The sequence below is a fragment of the Mycolicibacterium monacense genome, assembly GCF_010731575.1.
In the GTDB taxonomy this organism is placed as follows: domain Bacteria; phylum Actinomycetota; class Actinomycetes; order Mycobacteriales; family Mycobacteriaceae; genus Mycobacterium; species Mycobacterium monacense.
In genome coordinates, this window is record NZ_AP022617.1 from 2,034,572 (window position 1) to 2,051,254 (window position 16,683).

11 protein-coding genes are annotated in these 16,683 nt (G+C 64.4%); 7 read left to right on the forward strand and 4 right to left on the reverse strand.

What is annotated here, in order from left to right:
* Positions 1–25: 25 nt before the first annotated feature.
* From G6N49_RS09730 to G6N49_RS09760, 7 genes are all read left to right on the forward strand, one after another.
* Positions 26–1,486, forward strand: coding sequence for a DDE-type integrase/transposase/recombinase (locus G6N49_RS09730; RefSeq protein ID WP_013470158.1), 1,461 nt, complete (start codon positions 26–28; stop codon positions 1,484–1,486).
* Positions 1,483–2,298, forward strand: a complete 816-nt coding sequence (locus tag G6N49_RS09735; RefSeq protein ID WP_011767780.1) for an ExeA family protein — start codon at positions 1,483–1,485, stop codon at positions 2,296–2,298. The genes G6N49_RS09730 and G6N49_RS09735 overlap by 4 nt, the downstream gene beginning before the upstream one ends.
* A gap of 166 nt (positions 2,299–2,464) precedes the next feature.
* On the forward strand, positions 2,465–2,689 hold the full coding sequence (locus G6N49_RS09740) for a hypothetical protein (protein ID WP_235679507.1): 225 nt from the start codon (positions 2,465–2,467) through the stop codon (positions 2,687–2,689).
* Positions 2,690–2,729: 40 nt separating this feature from the next.
* Positions 2,730–3,584 (forward strand): hypothetical protein, encoded by an 855-nt coding sequence (locus tag G6N49_RS09745; RefSeq protein ID WP_083045109.1) that lies wholly within the window; start codon positions 2,730–2,732, stop codon positions 3,582–3,584.
* An 80-nt stretch (positions 3,585–3,664) separates the two neighbouring features.
* Complete coding sequence (locus tag G6N49_RS09750; protein ID WP_024445219.1) at positions 3,665–4,033, forward strand: hypothetical protein; 369 nt, start codon at positions 3,665–3,667, stop codon at positions 4,031–4,033.
* Positions 4,034–4,082: 49 nt separating this feature from the next.
* The gene (locus G6N49_RS09755; protein ID WP_083045108.1) at positions 4,083–4,961 is read left to right on the forward strand and encodes a hypothetical protein; all 879 of its coding nucleotides are present in this window, start codon (positions 4,083–4,085) and stop codon (positions 4,959–4,961) included.
* A 145-nt stretch (positions 4,962–5,106) separates the two neighbouring features.
* Entirely contained in the window at positions 5,107–5,979 is an 873-nt protein-coding gene (locus G6N49_RS09760; RefSeq protein ID WP_163647407.1) for an ImmA/IrrE family metallo-endopeptidase, read from the forward strand.
* Positions 5,980–6,279: 300 nt separating this feature from the next.
* Here G6N49_RS09760 and drmC read toward each other — a convergent pair whose 3' ends face one another.
* The 4 genes from drmC to G6N49_RS09780 are packed head-to-tail and all read right to left on the reverse strand — an operon-like array spanning position 6,280 to position 16,679.
* The gene (gene drmC / locus G6N49_RS09765) at positions 6,280–6,984 is read right to left on the reverse strand and encodes a DISARM system phospholipase D-like protein DrmC (RefSeq protein ID WP_083045106.1); all 705 of its coding nucleotides are present in this window, start codon (positions 6,982–6,984) and stop codon (positions 6,280–6,282) included.
* On the reverse strand, positions 6,974–9,025 hold the full coding sequence (gene drmB / locus G6N49_RS09770; RefSeq protein ID WP_083045105.1) for an MrfA Zn-binding domain-containing protein: 2,052 nt from the start codon (positions 9,023–9,025) through the stop codon (positions 6,974–6,976). Before drmB ends, drmC begins: the two co-directional genes overlap by 11 nt.
* Positions 9,025–12,738: a DISARM system helicase DrmA gene (drmA, locus tag G6N49_RS09775; protein ID WP_083045104.1), complete on the reverse strand. Its 3,714-nt coding sequence runs from the start codon at positions 12,736–12,738 to the stop codon at positions 9,025–9,027. The genes drmB and drmA overlap by 1 nt, the downstream gene beginning before the upstream one ends.
* Positions 12,738–16,679, reverse strand: a complete 3,942-nt coding sequence (locus G6N49_RS09780) for an Eco57I restriction-modification methylase domain-containing protein (RefSeq protein WP_235679508.1) — start codon at positions 16,677–16,679, stop codon at positions 12,738–12,740. The genes drmA and G6N49_RS09780 overlap by 1 nt, the downstream gene beginning before the upstream one ends.
* Between the last annotated feature and the right edge of the window lie 4 nt (positions 16,680–16,683).

Consider the following 16,683-nt stretch of genomic DNA (forward strand, 5'->3'; position numbering starts at 1 on the left):
CATCGAGTGTGAGGAGGGCACTGCGGTGTCGTTGGAGGACCACAAGCGTCGGGAACGGGCGAATGCGATCGGGTTGTTCCGCTATCAGGTGATCTGCCCCGCGCTGGAAGAGGGGCTCTCGACCCGGCAGCGGGGCCGGGTAGTCCGTGAGATCGCCGGCCGTCGCCATATCGACCCGTTCGGCACCCAGGTCCAGATCGCGCGGGCCACCCTGGACCGCTGGATCCGGCGCTACCGCGGCGGCGGGTTCGAAGCGCTGGTCCCTGAACCGCGCCGGCTGGCCACCCGCACCGATGTCCAGGTGCTGGAGTTGGCCGCCTCGCTCAAACGGGAGAACCCGGCCCGCACCGCCGCGCAGGTGGCCCGGATTCTGCGCACCGCGACTGGGTGGGCGCCCTCGGAATCGACGCTGCTGCGCCACTTCCATCGGTGTGAGCTGATGGGCCCGGCCGCAGGTCAGAGCGCTGAGGTGTTCGGGCGGTTCGAAGCCCCCGACCCGAATGAACTGTGGGTCGGCGATGCCCTGCACGGCCCGCGGGTCGGGGACCGCAAAACCTACCTCTTCGCGTTCCTCGACGACCATTCTCGGTTGGTGGTCGGGCACCGCTTCGGGTTCGCCGAAGACACCGTGCGCCTGGCGGCGGCGTTGAAGCCGGCGTTGGCTGCTCGCGGAGTTCCCGCCTCGATCTATGTCGACAACGGGTCCGCGTTCGTCGATGCGTGGTTGCTGCGGGCGTGCGCGAAACTCGGGATCCGGCTGGTGCATTCCGCGCCCGGTCGCCCGCAGGGCCGCGGCAAGATCGAACGGTTCTTCCGCACCGTGCGTGAACAGTTCCTCGTCGAGGTGACCGACACCACCGCTGAGGACCTCGCTGCGGCCGGGGTCGACCATGCTGGTGCGTTGTTGGAGCTCAACCGGCTGTTCATGGCCTGGGTTGAAACCGAATACCACCGCCGAATCCATACCGAGACCGGGCAATCCCCACTGGCCCGCTGGGAAGCCGGCTTCGACCGGCTCGGCCACCCTGCGGCGTTGCCGACCGCCGCGGATCTGACCGAAGCGTTCCTGTGGTCGGAGTTCCGGATAGTGACCAAAACCGCCACCGTCTCGCTGCATTCCAACACCTACCAGGTCGACCCCGCCCTGGTCGGGCGCCGGGTGGAACTGGTGTTCTCCCCGTTCGACCTGCAGGCCATCGAGGTCCGCGACCAGGACAGAAGCTACGGCCAAGCCATAGCCCACACGATCACCCGCCACGCCCACCCCAAAGCCCGACCCGAAATCAGCAGCCAGACACCGCCGGCAGCCACCGGTATCGACTACCTGGCATTGACCGCCGCGGCCCACCATGAGCAGCTGCGCGATGACGAACGCATCGGCTACCACGCCCTCTACGGCGCCCAGGCCACGGCCACCGATGACAATCAGCTTCCCGGTCAACTCGCGCTGCCCAGCCTCGATCACAAGGATGGGGTGTCGGCATGAGTATTCAACGACTGCAATCACATTGGGGCTTCTCGCGGATGCCGTTCGGACGCGATCTCGCGCCGTCGATGCTGCACCGCCACCCCGGACACAGCGAAGCGATCGCCCGAATCTCCTGGTGTGTGGACCAATGCGCCATCGGAGTCATCACCGGCGAAGTCGGCGCCGGCAAAACCGTGGCCATCCGCGCCGCCGCCACCGCGCTGGACCCAGCACGACACGTCATCATCTACCTGGCCAACCCCACCATCGGGGTGCGCGGCATGCTCACCCACATCGTGGCCGCCCTCGGCCACACCCCGGTCTTTCACACCGCACGCCTGGCACCCCAGGCCGCTGACGCCCTGGCCGCCGAGCACGCCGAACGCGGCCGCAGCCCCGTCCTGGTCGTCGATGAAGCCCACCTGCTCGACAACGGTCAACTCGAAGCGATCCGGCTGCTGACCAACCACGACATGGACTCCGGATCACCATTCGCTGTCGTGCTGGTCGGACAACCCACCCTGCGCCACCGGCTACGCCTGGGCGTGTTGGCCGCACTGGATCAACGCATCGCGGTGCGCTACACCCTGCCCGGCATGACACCGGCCGACACCGCCGACTACATCAACCACCACACCAAAATCGCCGGCCGCTCCGACGTGCTGTTCGCCGACGACGCGATCACGCTGATCCACAACGCCTCACGCGGGCACCCCCGCGCGGTCAACAACCTCGCTCTCCACGCCCTGACCGCGGCGTTCGCCGCCGGTCATTCCATCGTCGGAGAGAAAGCCGCACGCATCGCCATCAGCGAAACAGCAACCGACTGAACCCAAGTCGCTTCACCACGCCGACCACGGCGTCACCACGCCGACGACCCCGTCACCGAGCCCACCACGGCCCCGCTCACCACACCGAGCGGGGCCGTTCTCATAGCCCACCCATCATCACCGCCAATGACGCCGACATCCTCATCCATAGCGACGGGCAACACCCGTGGACGGGTCCGACCTGTCGCCCTACGTGCCCGCGCTCCTTGACCGGATTGCCGAGCTGGAACCCGAACGCATCATCCTGATCAAGGCCGATGTGTTCCGCGTGGCATATCCCGCGTTGGCCGCCGCAGGCCTTCCGGTCAGCCAGGTGCGGATCCCCTTCCCTTCGTCTGGGCGACAGAGAGAGTTTGCGGTCGCGTTCGGTCGAGCTCTCGCAGGCGAGTAACAGTTCGCGATGTCACCCTGCCTCGGTAGCGTCGCTTCCCATGGGACCGGATGACTTCTTCGAGGAAATCGAAACGGTCAGTCCATGGTCGAGTGAACCGTCCATCACGACGAAGCTCCGGAAGGACCTGCTGAACGAGCTGCGCGCCGGCCCCGTAGCCGGCGCGGACGACCTCGACGCGGCGATCGCGCTGACCCACTTGGTGTGGGATAACCTGACTGCGTTCGGCACCGACGGCAGCAACGCGCTCGACGACAAGGAAATCGCCCTTGCCCAGCGCGCCCTCACCGCGACCCTCTCGCGAATCGGCATTACGCTGAACTTCCCCTGGCGGGACTTCGCCACCTTCAAGACGCATTGGTTGCGTAACGGCTGCTACAACTCGTGGCAAGCCCGCCGAGACCTCCTCAACGAGCTGTTTGCCCCGGTGCAGGCGGAGCTGGATCAGCAGGAGGAGGATCAGTTCCGCGCCGTGAACGCTGAGGCGGTGTCGCCGCACACCAAGACGGGCTGGCCGAAGGTTGACGAGGAGCTCACCGAGCTTCGCCGGCGTTTCCGCACCGCCACCACCACGCAGGACTATCGCGACGTCGGCAACCGCGCCGTTGGCGTGCTTGAGGCGTTGAGCCGCACCATTTACGACCCCTCCGTGCATCTCCGAGACGGCGAGACCGAGCCGCCGGCCGATAAGACAAAGCAGCGCATCGGCCGCTACGTCGAGGACTCCTTGGCGGGCAAGAACAACGAGGCGATCCGCGGCGTCGCGAACAAGGTAATCGAGCTGGCGCACAGCGTGAAGCACTCCACCGCGCCTACACGGCGGGAGGCCGGAATCGCGGCGGATTCGGTGATCATGCTCGCGAACATCTTGCGCCGGGTCGATCAAGACTTCTGAATGGGTGAACGCAGCCCGGGACCTGACACACGCAGCGCGGCGCTCCGGTGCTGTCGGTCAGCGCTTGTAGGCTGCCGCCCATGCCAGAGGAAGACGCCAAGTTCGGCGACGTCTACTGGGTGACCAAGGAGGCCACCCAGAATCCGGCGCGCGTCGGCAAGCCCGCACGTCCGATGGCATGTATGGCGGAGCGCCGCGAGGACACGACATGGGCCGGGCTGCCCCGGATCACCAGCGACGAAAAGCCTGAAGACCTGCCCAGCAAGGCGATGCCGGAGATTCACACGACCCGCTTGAACACCGCAGGGTGGTGGACGGCCCGGTACATCCACCCGGTCTACAAGGCGGTCACGGGGCATGCCGGAAAGTGCGAGTATCTCGGCCAGCTGCCCAAAGATGAGGTGACGGTGGCCAGGGAGGTCTACCGGGGTCGGCTGTACGACTCGTGACCTGTACTCTGGCGATTCTTTTTGCAGCGACGACCGAAGAAGGTGAGCAGTGAGCGGACGTGATCGGCCGGCCGGAATACCGGCATCTGCGCACCAGCTCTGGGACAACGGCGCGCAGAGCGAGCAGGTCCGCGCCGGAGACCTGTGGGTCCTCTCCTGGGACCGCGAGGTCGTAGGGCTCGCAGCGATCGCCGCGGCGAAGCACGGGTTCGTCTTGGCCTGGCCGGTGACGCTGCCCGGTGAGGTGTCGTTCGCTCCTGGTCTGGTTGTGGAGAATTCACCACTCGGTGTTCCGGTCACCCTTTGGCCGACGAGGGAGACTGGCATCGGTGACCACCTTCTCGATCGCAGCCTGGGGCAGCTGCTACTGCCCGACCGGATCCGCCCGATCTCCTTCGCGCTCGATGACAGCGACGACCCCGGCTTGGCCTTCGCACCAGGTTCCGCTCGCGACTCTGACAACACTGAGGCCGACCGATTGATGGTGGATCACTGGACCGAGCTGTGCTTCAACGCCGGCGGCGCCGAGGAGGGTTCATTTCTCGACTCGGCGAAGGTCCGGCAGGCTGGCGGAAGCTCGCGGATCGTCAGCGAGGTACTAGGACTCGCGCTGCCGGAACTGAGGGCCCTCATGGACGGTATCGTGCCGATCTCCGACGAGCAGCTCACCGCCGTCGCCGAGCGTCTCGGGGTCAACCGAGATGCGCTCGTCGGAGCCGACCCCCTCGAGGACGTCGTGATTGACCTCGCCTCTCCGAGCTACAAGCACCTCATCGCGGCGCGTACCGAGGCGACCGGCCTCGGAGAGGCGGACATTCGCCGCTTCGCCCGTCGCGAGTTTGCCCTCGCTGCGCGCAACGACAGCGACGCCCTGCGGGAGGCGAAGCTGCGAGACGCGATCAATCGCGCCGGCCGGGACGTCAGGTAGTCCGGTGGACGGTTGGGAGGATCTCGCCGTCGGTCGTGACGCTCACGCGATCGCGTCCCGCATCATCGCAGAGTGCACCACCTTCAACTTCGCCGCGTTGCGCGACAACCCGCTCGGAGCGGTGATGGGATCTGTCGGGATCGAGGTGGAGATCGAGGACGGACTCATTGAGACCGGTTGCGGCGGAGGCGGCTACTACCGCCCGAAACCGCCAACGATCCACCTCCACCCGGCGACGTACCGCCGTGACAACTTCACCGTGCTGCACGAACTCGGCCACCATCTGCAGCAGACGCACGACCAGTGGGGGTTCACGCTGATCGACATGGCCGAACGCGAGCGCCGCGACATCGAGGAGAAGGTGTGCGACCAGTTCGCCGCCCAGGTGCTCATGCCGGTCAGCGATACCGACCGTCACGCCACCTCACTTCACCCCGCCGATGTCATGGCCGGTCTCTTCGCCCGGTGGGAAGCGTCGCGATCTGCCGTTCTGCAGCGCGTGCGCGAAATGATGCCCCAGGGCGCCCGCTGGCTCCTCGCCGTCTCGGACCTGGACGGGGTCGTGATCACTTCGGCGACCACTTACGAGGACCCGCAACCCCCAAAGGGATTGGTGCAGGAAGGCTTCCGGCGCGTTGCGGTCGAGGCGGTGGATGCTGCAGTGCGTCGGGAGTTCCACGAGGGAATCGAATACAAAACCGGGTCCGTGCTCGACGGGATGCGGGTGGAGGCTGCGCTCGACCACGAGGAGCGTTACGTGTTCCTCGCCCTGCGGCCGACGACCGCGAACGGGGCGGGCACGTGGACGTACCCCTCCCAGGAATGCTCCAACCCAGCGTGTGCAAAGGCATTTCAGGCTACGTCGTCAAGCGGCCGCTGCGAGACCTGTCAGGACTTCAAGTGTCCGCACTGCCACCGATGCGGATGCACCGCGGCCGTACCTCCCGAGAAGTGCGGTACGTGTTTTCTGCCGTATACACCAGCCGAGATGGCATCAGGCAATCACGAGTGCTGGTGACCCCGGAGGGAAGGCAGACGTTTGCCGGTCGTGATGAGAAGCACCTTGTCGCCGTGGCCCATCATCGGTACGCGTAAGTCGCGCACCGCGCCGGCAGAAGTTGTACCTATCAGGGACGAGTTCCATGATCTCATCGATGGATCCGGGTGCGTCGAAATCTCAGCCGCATGTTCAGCGAAGCGATCCTGGGCCGGACTCCTGTCGTCGCCCGGCAGGGCGTGAAGTCGCCGTGTTCGTTGCCGCCAAAACACTCCTTGAGCCGCACCGTACCTCCGATCAAGCAGAAGCCCGCAACCTTGGCTACACCAACTCGTACAGACTTCCCCGCTTGCTCGCCATCGTTGACTCGATCGACGCCGCCAGGCCGCTGTCGTGAATCAGCAGACCGAACTCGATGTTTCGGTTCTCAGCGTTGTACGAGAAGTTTGCACTTGTCAGTAGAACGACCTCATGGTCGACGACAATGAACTTGGTGTGACTGACGATCGGCTGTCCATTCGGCAAGTTGGCTGAGCGGTAGACGTTCGCCCGCGGGAGCCGTGTTTTGACGCCGCCAGGGTCGCCCTTGCCTGCGTCGACGTAGACACACACAACCACCTCGGGCTCCTCGGATGCTGTCTGGAGTGCGTCCCACATGTTCGATGTCGATGAGAAGTTGTAGGTCGCACACGTCACCGAAATACGAGCCGCGGCAACCACATCGTGAAATTGGTTCGTCAGGTGACCGGTAGTCGCTTCGTTTCCCGGCATCGTCCACACCGGTGTGAGGTCGCGATGCGCGGACTTGGCACCTGCGATTCCGCGAAGCACCGCCACCGACAGAGCTGGGTCAGCGTGTCCGATTCCCGCGGTCTTCAACAGATTTGCGGCTCGGTCGCGCCGGGCGTGGCTTACTGATGCGAGTGCGTGTGTGGTGTGCTCGCCCGCGTCAATCAGCACCGCCAGGCTTTCAGCCTCGGTTGCGGTCAGGTACTCCCCCAGTTGTTTCAGCGGGTCATCGGACATCAGGGCTCCCGAAGAACCCCGGCACCGGCTTGCCGTGCGCGCTGGGCAGTGTGAGCAAGAAGCGGCGGTCGAGGAACCGGTTCGCCCTCTCGCACGATGTCTCCGAGGCGAAGGTGCAGCAGTGACACGCCGCTCCATGCAAGAAATCCTCGGGGTCGCTCGGAGTTCGCATGGCACACACAGGGTCCGATGAGCAACGGGCCGCCCGCCGTAGCGCGTTGATGACCAGGCCCTGCAGTCGAGCCGGCTCTGACAACGCGACGAGACCACCCAGAGTGCCTTCGCTATCTGAGGCGGTAGTGCAGATCAACAGCCCGGCAGCGCCCTCGCGGTGTGCAGAGGCTGGCCAGCCGTAGATCCGCTCGGTCAGGCTCGCCGCGCCGTAACCACATGACATGGCCATCTCGCGGATCAGCACGTGAGACAGGGTGTGCAGCAACCAGTATCGAGGCGCGGGTAGCCGAGTGTCGGGGTCCACGGCCTTCGCGGTCTCGGAGAAGCGTCGGGCGAAGTTACGCCGGTTAGCCGCCTGGTGTGCCGCCCAGAGCGGCGTGGTGTAGATGATGTTCTCCCACGCTTCGACGGCATCGAGGCTGAGCTGCAGGAAGATTCCTTCGCCGCGGTCCTCCGTCGCGGGCACCCACGTGGGCTTGCCGTTGCGGGTGAGCTTGACCAGGCGCCCGGGCAGATCGTTGACCCGGTCCATCTCGTCAAGTCGAGTGAACCCGATGAAGGCATTGACCTTCTTCATCTGGTTGACCGCGACGACGCGGCTGATCTGGGAGGGCAGCTCAGGGCCGCGTGCCATGTCGGTAACCATCAGCCCTGTGGTGTTCTTCTGGGAGGGGAACAGCGCCGGCTTTTGCAGGTATTGCCATTCGGGGACCAGGAGTTCTACGGGATCCCAGTCGTCGCGTTTCTTCTTCCGCTCCTCGTCGGACTCCGGCGGAGTAAGCGCGTCGGCAACCGCGGTCGAGAGACTCTCATTCGAAACACTGCTCAGATCAATATCTTTCATACCTGCCATCGCGCGGATAACGTCGAGTTGTCCGGCGAACTGCTTGACGGTGTCAACCCCGAGTTCCAGGCGGAGCAGGTCACCGAGGGCTTCGGCTTTCTCGGCGTCGGTACGCGGCATGACGATGATCGACTGCGTGGAGGCGAACCACAGGTTCGAGGCACCCATCATGATCAACGTCGGCCGCGCGTCGCACTCTTTGTCGAAGGCGTTCAAATGTGGGTGACGTCCTCGGCAGATCTGCGGCAGCTTATCGCGCCCCATCGAGCCCTGTGCCTCTGCCATGCCGCGGGTGGCACCACATTGCGTGCACGCGATCATCGAGCCGACGCTCTTGCCGACGTTGGCATCACGCATCTTGAGGTCCGGTCGCTCCGCCTTGGCGCAGCGCCGGCCGCGATGCACCCACAGTTCATACGGAAACTCGTCGACATGACCGTTGGTGCATGTCAACAGATGCTGCGCGGGTACGGCCGGGCTCTCCCGCCTCCCAGTTTTCGTACCACCGCGCTGCGCGCCGCGGCCCGGACAGCCCTTATGAGTGAACTGCGCGAGATCGGGCCGGAAGGGATGGGTATTGGTGTAGCTGAACCGTGGCAATGGACCGAGGTAGTCGCAGCCCGTGCATCGCAGCCACTGCGGGAAGACCCGGGCGGGGATGCCCAAGTCGGCGCCCTCCTTGGCGAACGAGTTCTGCTTCGGCTGCCAAGGATAGGGCCGCAGCGCCTCCACCTGCGGACCGAGATGCATCCGAATCACATTGAGCAGCCGCGGCTCGATGACCGCCGGAATCTTCTCACGCCGTTTCCAGATGGGCTCCCAATCGTCCAGACCCGCAGGCATCACCGAAAAGCCGGGCAGATCCATGATCGCCCCCGGCCCGTACGTGTACAGCAGCGACGACGGCCGCGACGAGCCCACCTTGGCGCGGTTCTTGACCACCGCGTCTTCGGCATCGGCCAGCGGGTCCAGCGACTCCCCCGGATCGTGCAGCATCACCTCTTCGGGCGCGGTCTCGGTCATCAGTCCTCATCCCCCACTGGCAGGGTCCATCGTGGTGCACCGTCAGGAACGTGGGCAAACAGGCGCTCCGGGATCGGGCTGACGAGGATGTTGATCTCCGGCTGCACTTCCCGCATCGAGTTCGCGACGACGAACGGAGCCTGATTCGCCGATCCGACACCAGCCTTGGCGTTCTCGGGGCTCATCAGCAACGGCTCGTACTTGTCCCCTTCCCCAGTGCGCTCGTACACCAGCGTCCTGTGCCGGTCGCTGGCGCGGTTGGCGCGATCTACCCAGCGATCGATGCGATTGACCAACCGGTCGCTGGCATACTTCACCCTCGCATCATCCTGCGCCGCAGCCGAGATCCGAGCTTTCAGTCTTTCGACCACCCGCTCGACCACGTCCCGGTGCTCCTTGATCCGCCAAGCACCGCGCTCCTGGGAGAGCCCGTCATCGAGGGGCGCCTGCACTACGCGGGCCACGCTGACCAACAGCCCGTCCAATCCTCGATCCAGCGATGTCGGCGAGTACGGGGTCACCGACAGCGCTTCCACCTGAGAGTAGAACGTCTCGTGGTAGTGACGGAACTGCTCGTAGTGCGCCAGATCGCGGGGACGGGCCCAATTGCCCAGAGTGACAACCAAACCAGGGCGGGACGCATCGCGACCGACGCGGGAGGAGGCCTGAATGTACTCGGCGGTGTTCTTAGGCTGGCCGACGACAAGCATCAGCCCGAGCCGCTGCACGTCGACACCGACCTGCAGCATCGAGGTTGCCAGCACCACGTCGAACGGCGCCTCCTTGCGTGTGGGCACCTTCTTGCCGTCGCGCTGAGCGGCGATTCGAGCCTGGAAGGCTTCGGTGGTGTCGTAGTCGGGGTCGAACTCCAACCCCAACCGGTCCAGTGTGCGGCCGATCTCCGACGACGCGATCCGTGCGGTGAGTTCGCCGGTGTTCAGCAGGCCGAACGCGGCGCCATGTCGGGGCGGGAACCCGGAGTCTTTGCGGGGCCGCTTGATTCGGTTCTGCACATCGTCACCCATGTAGCGGGTCATGCCTGCCAGCTCGCGGGTGGCGTTGAAGTATCCGACCAGGGTCAGGTAGGGGTCGGCGGCGATGCCGCTGCGGTCCAACAGCAGCTGCCCGGCCGAGAGCAACACCTCCGAGACGCGGATCTCGGCGCTGGCCAGGCGCACGCCCTGCGCGCTCACCCCGAGGTAGCGGCGACCGGGCGTCGTCTTGGTGATCGGGATTTCGCGCGAGAAGTAGGTGTCGGCGACATCGAGCACCTGCGGCGGAAAGATCTCTAGGCGCCGCCCGTACAAGCCGCGCACCTGTTCCTGTGCATTTCGCACGGTGGCGGTGGACGCGACAATCAGCGGCCGCACAGGTTTGCCGTGGGGTTGTTCCCAGGACGCCAGGGTTTCTACCGCCACCTCGAACAGGCCAACCGAGGTGCCCAGCGCCCCGGTGATCAGGTGCAGCTCGTCCTGGATGATCAGATCCGGCGGTCGCAGCCGGTTCACCGGGTGGACGGTGGCCGCGGGATATCCGGCCACGGCCGGATGCGCGGTGGAGATGTTGCACGCGGCGTAGTCGGGATGGACGTAGCCGTGGCGACCGCAGCGCCGTGCGACGTAGCCGAACAATGCGGCGGCTTCGCCTTCGCGGGCCAGGCGGGCGAATTTGTCGACGGTGGCGATGACGAATGCCGGTGTCAGTCGGTAAATCTCCTCGTCGACGGTCAGGATCGGCAGTCCCTCACTGACCTGACCGCCCTTCGCGAAGGGGCAACGTGCCAGATCATCACCGCAGTAGACGAACACCCGCCGGGCCGTGGCATCGGCCTTGACCTGTGCCGCGGTGATCGGGGTGCCACACCATGGGCAGCGCTGGACCTGGAGCACGGTCAGCCGATGCGACCCGTATTCGCTGGCCTTGGTCAGCTGCTCGTCAGCTTCCTCGAAGCGTTTCGGACTCACGTCGGTACCTACCCACAGCCCGATCCGGAATGGCTCAGTGCCCCAGGTGGTTTCGTCAGCTTGGCGCGCCAGCTCGGCGGCGCACACGAGTGCGGTGGCCCGCTGGAACTGCTGGGCGGTGAGCAGCCGCAGCGTGTAGCGCATCAGCACCGCCACACCGTCGCGGCCGTCCAACGGGCCATCGACGGAATCGACGAGACCCTGGCGGCGCCGGATCGCGAAGGTGTAGGCGGCCAGCCCGAGGTAGGCCTCGGTCTTGCCGCCACCGGTCGGGAAGAACAACAACTCGACTTGCGCCAAGTGCGCGGCGCTGCGAAGCGATGCCGCCGGGTCCGTTAAGGCCCCGAGTTGCATAAGAATGAACGCCAGCTGGAAGGGGCGCCACGATGCAGCCTTCGGGCCCACTTCGGCCACCTTGCTTTGTGCATCGGCAATCGACAACGCCGGATCAGATGCCCGCAACGCAGCTACCTGAGAGGCGATGCGCTGATCGCGCATGACGGCGTTCATGAACTGAAAGCAGCGCAGCGCTTCAACGTCGGCCACGACGTGTTCCAGCCCCGCTAGCAGTCGCTTGTGGGCCCGACGCGCTTCCAACAGGGCGAGGTCGGCAGTATCGCGAAGATGCGGCGGCAACTGCGTGGTCGCGGTTTCTTGCGTGTCGAGCCAGTCCCCGTAGCCGTCGATCAGGGGCTGTAGTCCGGAGCGGACCTGTTCTGCTGTCGCGGTCGCCAGAGCATCCATGGACAGCAGTGCGTTTTCGACGTCACGAGCCTGTGTCTGCGGGGTTTCAGCCACCGGCAGCCACGTGGTCCATACCGCGGTGGCGCGTCGCGAGCCCTTCTTGACGGTCCAGTCCACCGAGCAGGTCCGACCGATCGCGTACTCAAGCCTATTGCGGTACTGCAGGTTTAGGCGTTGCACCTCGGGGTCGTGTTCTGGCAAGTTTTGCTCGAGCACATCGCACACCGGGAGAAATACTTCCGCTCCCCCGGCATGGATGTGGAGCTTGGTTTGGAACATCCACATCCCGATCGGGATCGGCATCGGTGTCTCGCGGTCGTTGCACAACGCGATTTCGATGAGCACCCGGCCATACGTCGCGTCGTCGTAGCGGTCCACCCGGAGACAGATGGTGTCGCGCAACGGGATCGTCGTCGTCTGACCGGCGTCGAGATCGGCAAGACGGATAGTGCGGGGTTCTTCGACCGGGATGCGCTGGAAATTGCGGATCGGACGGCCCGCTTTGGTGACTTTGTCGGTCTGCACCGACTCGTAGGTCCCCCACGACGCGGTGACCGTGAACGCTTCCAGGTCGGGCGGTACTTGGAACCGCAGACCCATTGATGAGGGAATCATCAACCCCTGCTTGGGTGCTCGGTCCTCAGCATCATCGTCGGCAGCGTCGGCCTCACCGTCATCCGCGGCAAACGCAGGAATGCCCCGTCCCTCAGCCGCGGCATTTTCGTCAGCACGAGCCTCAGCCAGCTCGCCACGCTCGGTGCCTTCGGCAGCGTCACCGTTACCGGCTGTGGCGCCGCTGAGCCGCACTGGCGCGATGTATCCGACCAAGTACTGGGAGCGTGGGCTAAAGGGCAACAACTCTTCAGGGCCATGGATCGGGCCGAGCAGCTCGCGCTCCAGAATGTCGACCAAGTTCTCTCGAACCGTGAACGACGAGCCGTCCGGCTCGAATGTCAGCTCATAGGACGACGCCGGTTCCTTCGCTTTCTCAGTGGCGCTAGTCATTACAGCAGTGTCCCTTGCTCGTCCGACAAGTTCTTGCCCCGGCGTCCCTTGCTTTTCGGTTTCGTTGCCTGCTTCGCTTCTTCGGCTGCTCGGCAATGGTTTGACTCCAACAACCGATCGAGAATCTCGACGCGTGCTGCGGTGCTCACCGTCCAGCGCTGCATCTGCCGATAAGTGTGGAAGCCGTGGTCGAGCGCGATGTCGGACCAGCCATACGCGTCCATTACCGCCTCGTCAAGTTCGACATGAATGGCCCGCATCCGGGCGATATCCGGGTCGGAAGCATCAGTGATCTGCGGATCGTTGACGAGATTATAGAGGTGCGTCAGACCAAACTCCCTGCGAAGCATCACTTCACGTCGTCTGGTATCAAGCAACTCGCCAGCCGCGGTCACTCGGTCGGTGGTTACGGGACGAGGAAAGGTCTCGAACACTGCTGATGGGTTGTAGGTGACACGCGTCTCGTGGGTAGTGCCATACCTGATGGCCCATAGGCTATGAATGGACGACGATAGAACTCCAAGAAGCGTTAGCGAATCGGACGCAAACACCGTCAAGCGGTCGCTGAATATTTGTGCGCTCGAAACTCGAATCGGCATCAGCGTGTCGCTTACCCGCGTCAACACAAGAACCGTATCGAGGTCTGCAATCGCCTTACGCATGGCTGGGCGTCTTTCACCAAACTGCCACCAATAGTCGCGGTAAACTTTTCGGTTGTTCGTCGCCCGCTCGGGCTTGACCACTTCCAGTATCCGCGAATACGGCAGTGAGAATTTCGTTGATTCTTCCTCTGGGCGATCATTAAAATCGATTATCCAACGGCGCGCGGAACAGTCAGGTCGCGAGTTCAGGTCCTCTCCGTTTAGGTAAGGGAAAAGCACGTGTGTGTTGGCTGGGTCGTCGGCGACCCACTGCTCCGCCTGCCCCGGCTCGACAATGAAACCCATTCCGATGGGTTTGCAGCCTTCGAACGCGATATCGGTATTTGTAGCCAGCCGTTGCGGCTTCCCGTCGACGCGGCCAGCGGGCTCCAACAGGGTTGAGATGCGGGGTACGGGAACATCGTCGCAGATCCGTGGCACGTCGTCCGCAATAGCAGCGAGGCTTCCCCACACCGCCGCAAACTCGAGGTTTGCGGTGGCAACAGGCCACGGCCGAGACTGAATCGCGCGCGTGATCGAGAACCCTGACGCGACCATACGGTCGAGACCAACTATTCGTGAATCACCCTGAGCCAGAGTGTTAGTCGCGATCAGGCCAACCGTCCCGCGCCGGTTGATCAGCGTGTGCGCACGCAAGAAAAAGTACGCAACTAAGTCGGCCGCTCCCCGAGTTTCGCCAGCGAGTACATCGACGAGCCAGTCGCGGACGTTCGTTCCCACCGCACCCGTGATCCGGGATCCTCCGAGAAACGGCGGGTTCCCGACGATTGCATCAAAACCACCATGCTCAACGAAAACGTCAGCCGCTTCGATGATCCAGTGGTTAGGCTGCCACCGACGATAGTCGGTGGCCACGGTTGGCTTGAGACCGGCGTCGATGATCGTGTCGAGCATCGTTGAGGTCACCACGCCGGATTCAGGGTGTGCGGCTTTGACTGCGATGCGCAGGTTTTCGTAGGCCTCGTCGAGCGCCTTGCCCGGTTTTCCGCCGAGCGGAAGACCCGCTGCAACGATGCCGTCCGCGATCCTACGCAAATTAGTTGTAACCTCACGTAATTGAGCAAGCTGGCGGCGTTTGGCTGCACTATTACGAGCCGGGTCGTTCTCGTCAATCTCGGAAGCAAGTTTGCGTCTAAGGTCAGCAGCTTTGGCGATGATGGCGTCGATGTCGACGTCGAAGATGTCGAACATCTCGCCGGCCGGCACCCTCGACGGGTCGATGTGCAGCTTCCGGAGCTGGTCCAGGCTGGTGATGCCGAGCAAGGAGTTACCGAGGAAGATCTTGTCATCAACGAATGAGAACGGCAGGTCGCGATCCAACGACACTAGCCATAACGAGAGCTTGCACATCTCGACGGCCATGTCGTTGATGTCGGCGCCGTAGAGGCAGTTCGCGACCACTTCGCGGATGGCTCGCCGGTGCAGGTCGCTGCGGTGGGCGTTGGCAGGATTCTCAGCGGTCCACGCCTCGACCACCCGGTCGGCCAGGTAACTGGCCGCAGAAACCAGAAATGCCCCAGAGCCGCAGGCGATGTCGGCGACCTTCAGACTCAGCAGGTCATCCGATGACTTGAGCCTCCATTCCGACTCGTCTGCAGTCTGATAGGGACCAGGCTCGTAACACAGTGGTTGCAGCGCGTGCAGGACGACTTCCCTGGCCAACGACTTGGGGGTGTAGTGCGCGCCCGCGTTCTTCCGGGACGGCGTTTCCTTCACCATTAGCCCGGCGTCGAGGACCACGAATGGCCGGCCCCGAAGGTCCTGCCGCATAATTCCCAGCCAGGGCAGCACACGTTCACGCAGCGCTGTGTCGTCGCCGACCGCTTGCGCCAGGCCACTGATGACATTCGGCTCGATCTGGGCGCCAATGCCTTTGGTGATTGCGGCGGCTGACTGAGGTTTGGCCGAGGGTTGATCACGTTCGATGTGTGCCCGGATCGCGTCGGCCAGCTTCTTCGGGGTGGTGTTAGCCGCTGCAAGCCGTTCCAGTTCGGATAGCGCGATCTCCGGTTCCTCCCCGCGGGCACCTTGCAGCCCGAGATAGGTCTCACCGACGGTGACGGCGGTGTAGCCGAGCAGGCCTTCGTAGATGTAGCCGATCTGTTCGACGTCGATGTCGCGGAAAGAGATTCGGCGCACCTCGTTACCTTTGAGGACTGCCTGCTGGACCGAGCGCAGTGCGTGTAGCATCACTCGGTCGGACACGGTGATGGCTAAGGTTCCGTGTGCGGTGAGCGCGGTCAGGAACGGGAACCGCTCCGGGTCGAAGAGGGAACCGCCGTAGGCCGGTACCCGCATGTTCTCAAAGGACGCACCACCGTAGAGCGCCTGACTCGTGGCGAGCAGCCGATGCCAAGTCAGCGAGGTGGCATCGAGGGCCTCTTCGCTTTCCTCGGCTTCACGTGCTTGCAGCCGGTCCAGTTCGCGGGAGATGCCGTACCCCTGCTCGAACAACTCTCCCGACGGCAGCAGGCCGCGTTCCTCGGCGAACAGTAGGAACACGATCCGCATCATGATCGTCACCGCGGCTTCATAGCTCTGGTGGGTATTCACAGGTAGTGGATCGGGTTCGCCGCGTTGTTGAGCGTCGCGTGCCGATTCGGAGAACGACTGGATGAGCAGTTCGACCGCGCGACGCACCTGCGCACCGAGGGCTTCGGTGATCTCCTCGGCGGCGGCCACGGATTCCTCGAACAGCACCGGCAGCCGCTCGTCTTCCTTGCCGCCAATGATGTGCTGACGCGAGATCAGCGTCAGGAAAGCGTCGCGGGCGCGGGTTTCCTCCACCCAGGTCAGCGCGTCAACGACTCCGGAGGCGGTCATGGCGCCGGCACGTGCGCACACCAGTGCCCACCAGCGCCCGTCGGTGACGATGCCGATTGGGACGTCGTTGTCGCGCAGCAGCGCTTCCATTCGGTCGATCGGGCTGGCCGCCCACAGGTCACTGGGGACCTGTCGCAACGAATCGACAGGATCGACCACCGACACCAGGGCACCGATGGCGCCGTCGGGGTCCAGCAGAGCCGCCTCGGCACCAACGGTGACCGCGCGGTTGGGTGATTGAGCCGTGATGCCGGCGACGGGTCCCCAGGACAGGGATTCGGCCCAGCCGACGACGTCGCGCAGGACGGTTTCGACCCATTTGTCGCGGGCGATGCGGTACGCGTCGCCTGTCGTGCCGTCGTCGCCGGCGGCTCGGTCTGCGGCCTCCCATGCGGCTTCGAAGTCCTTGCGGGCGTACAGCAGTGCTTCTTTGCGTTCGTGGTCCAGGGCTGGCATGCCC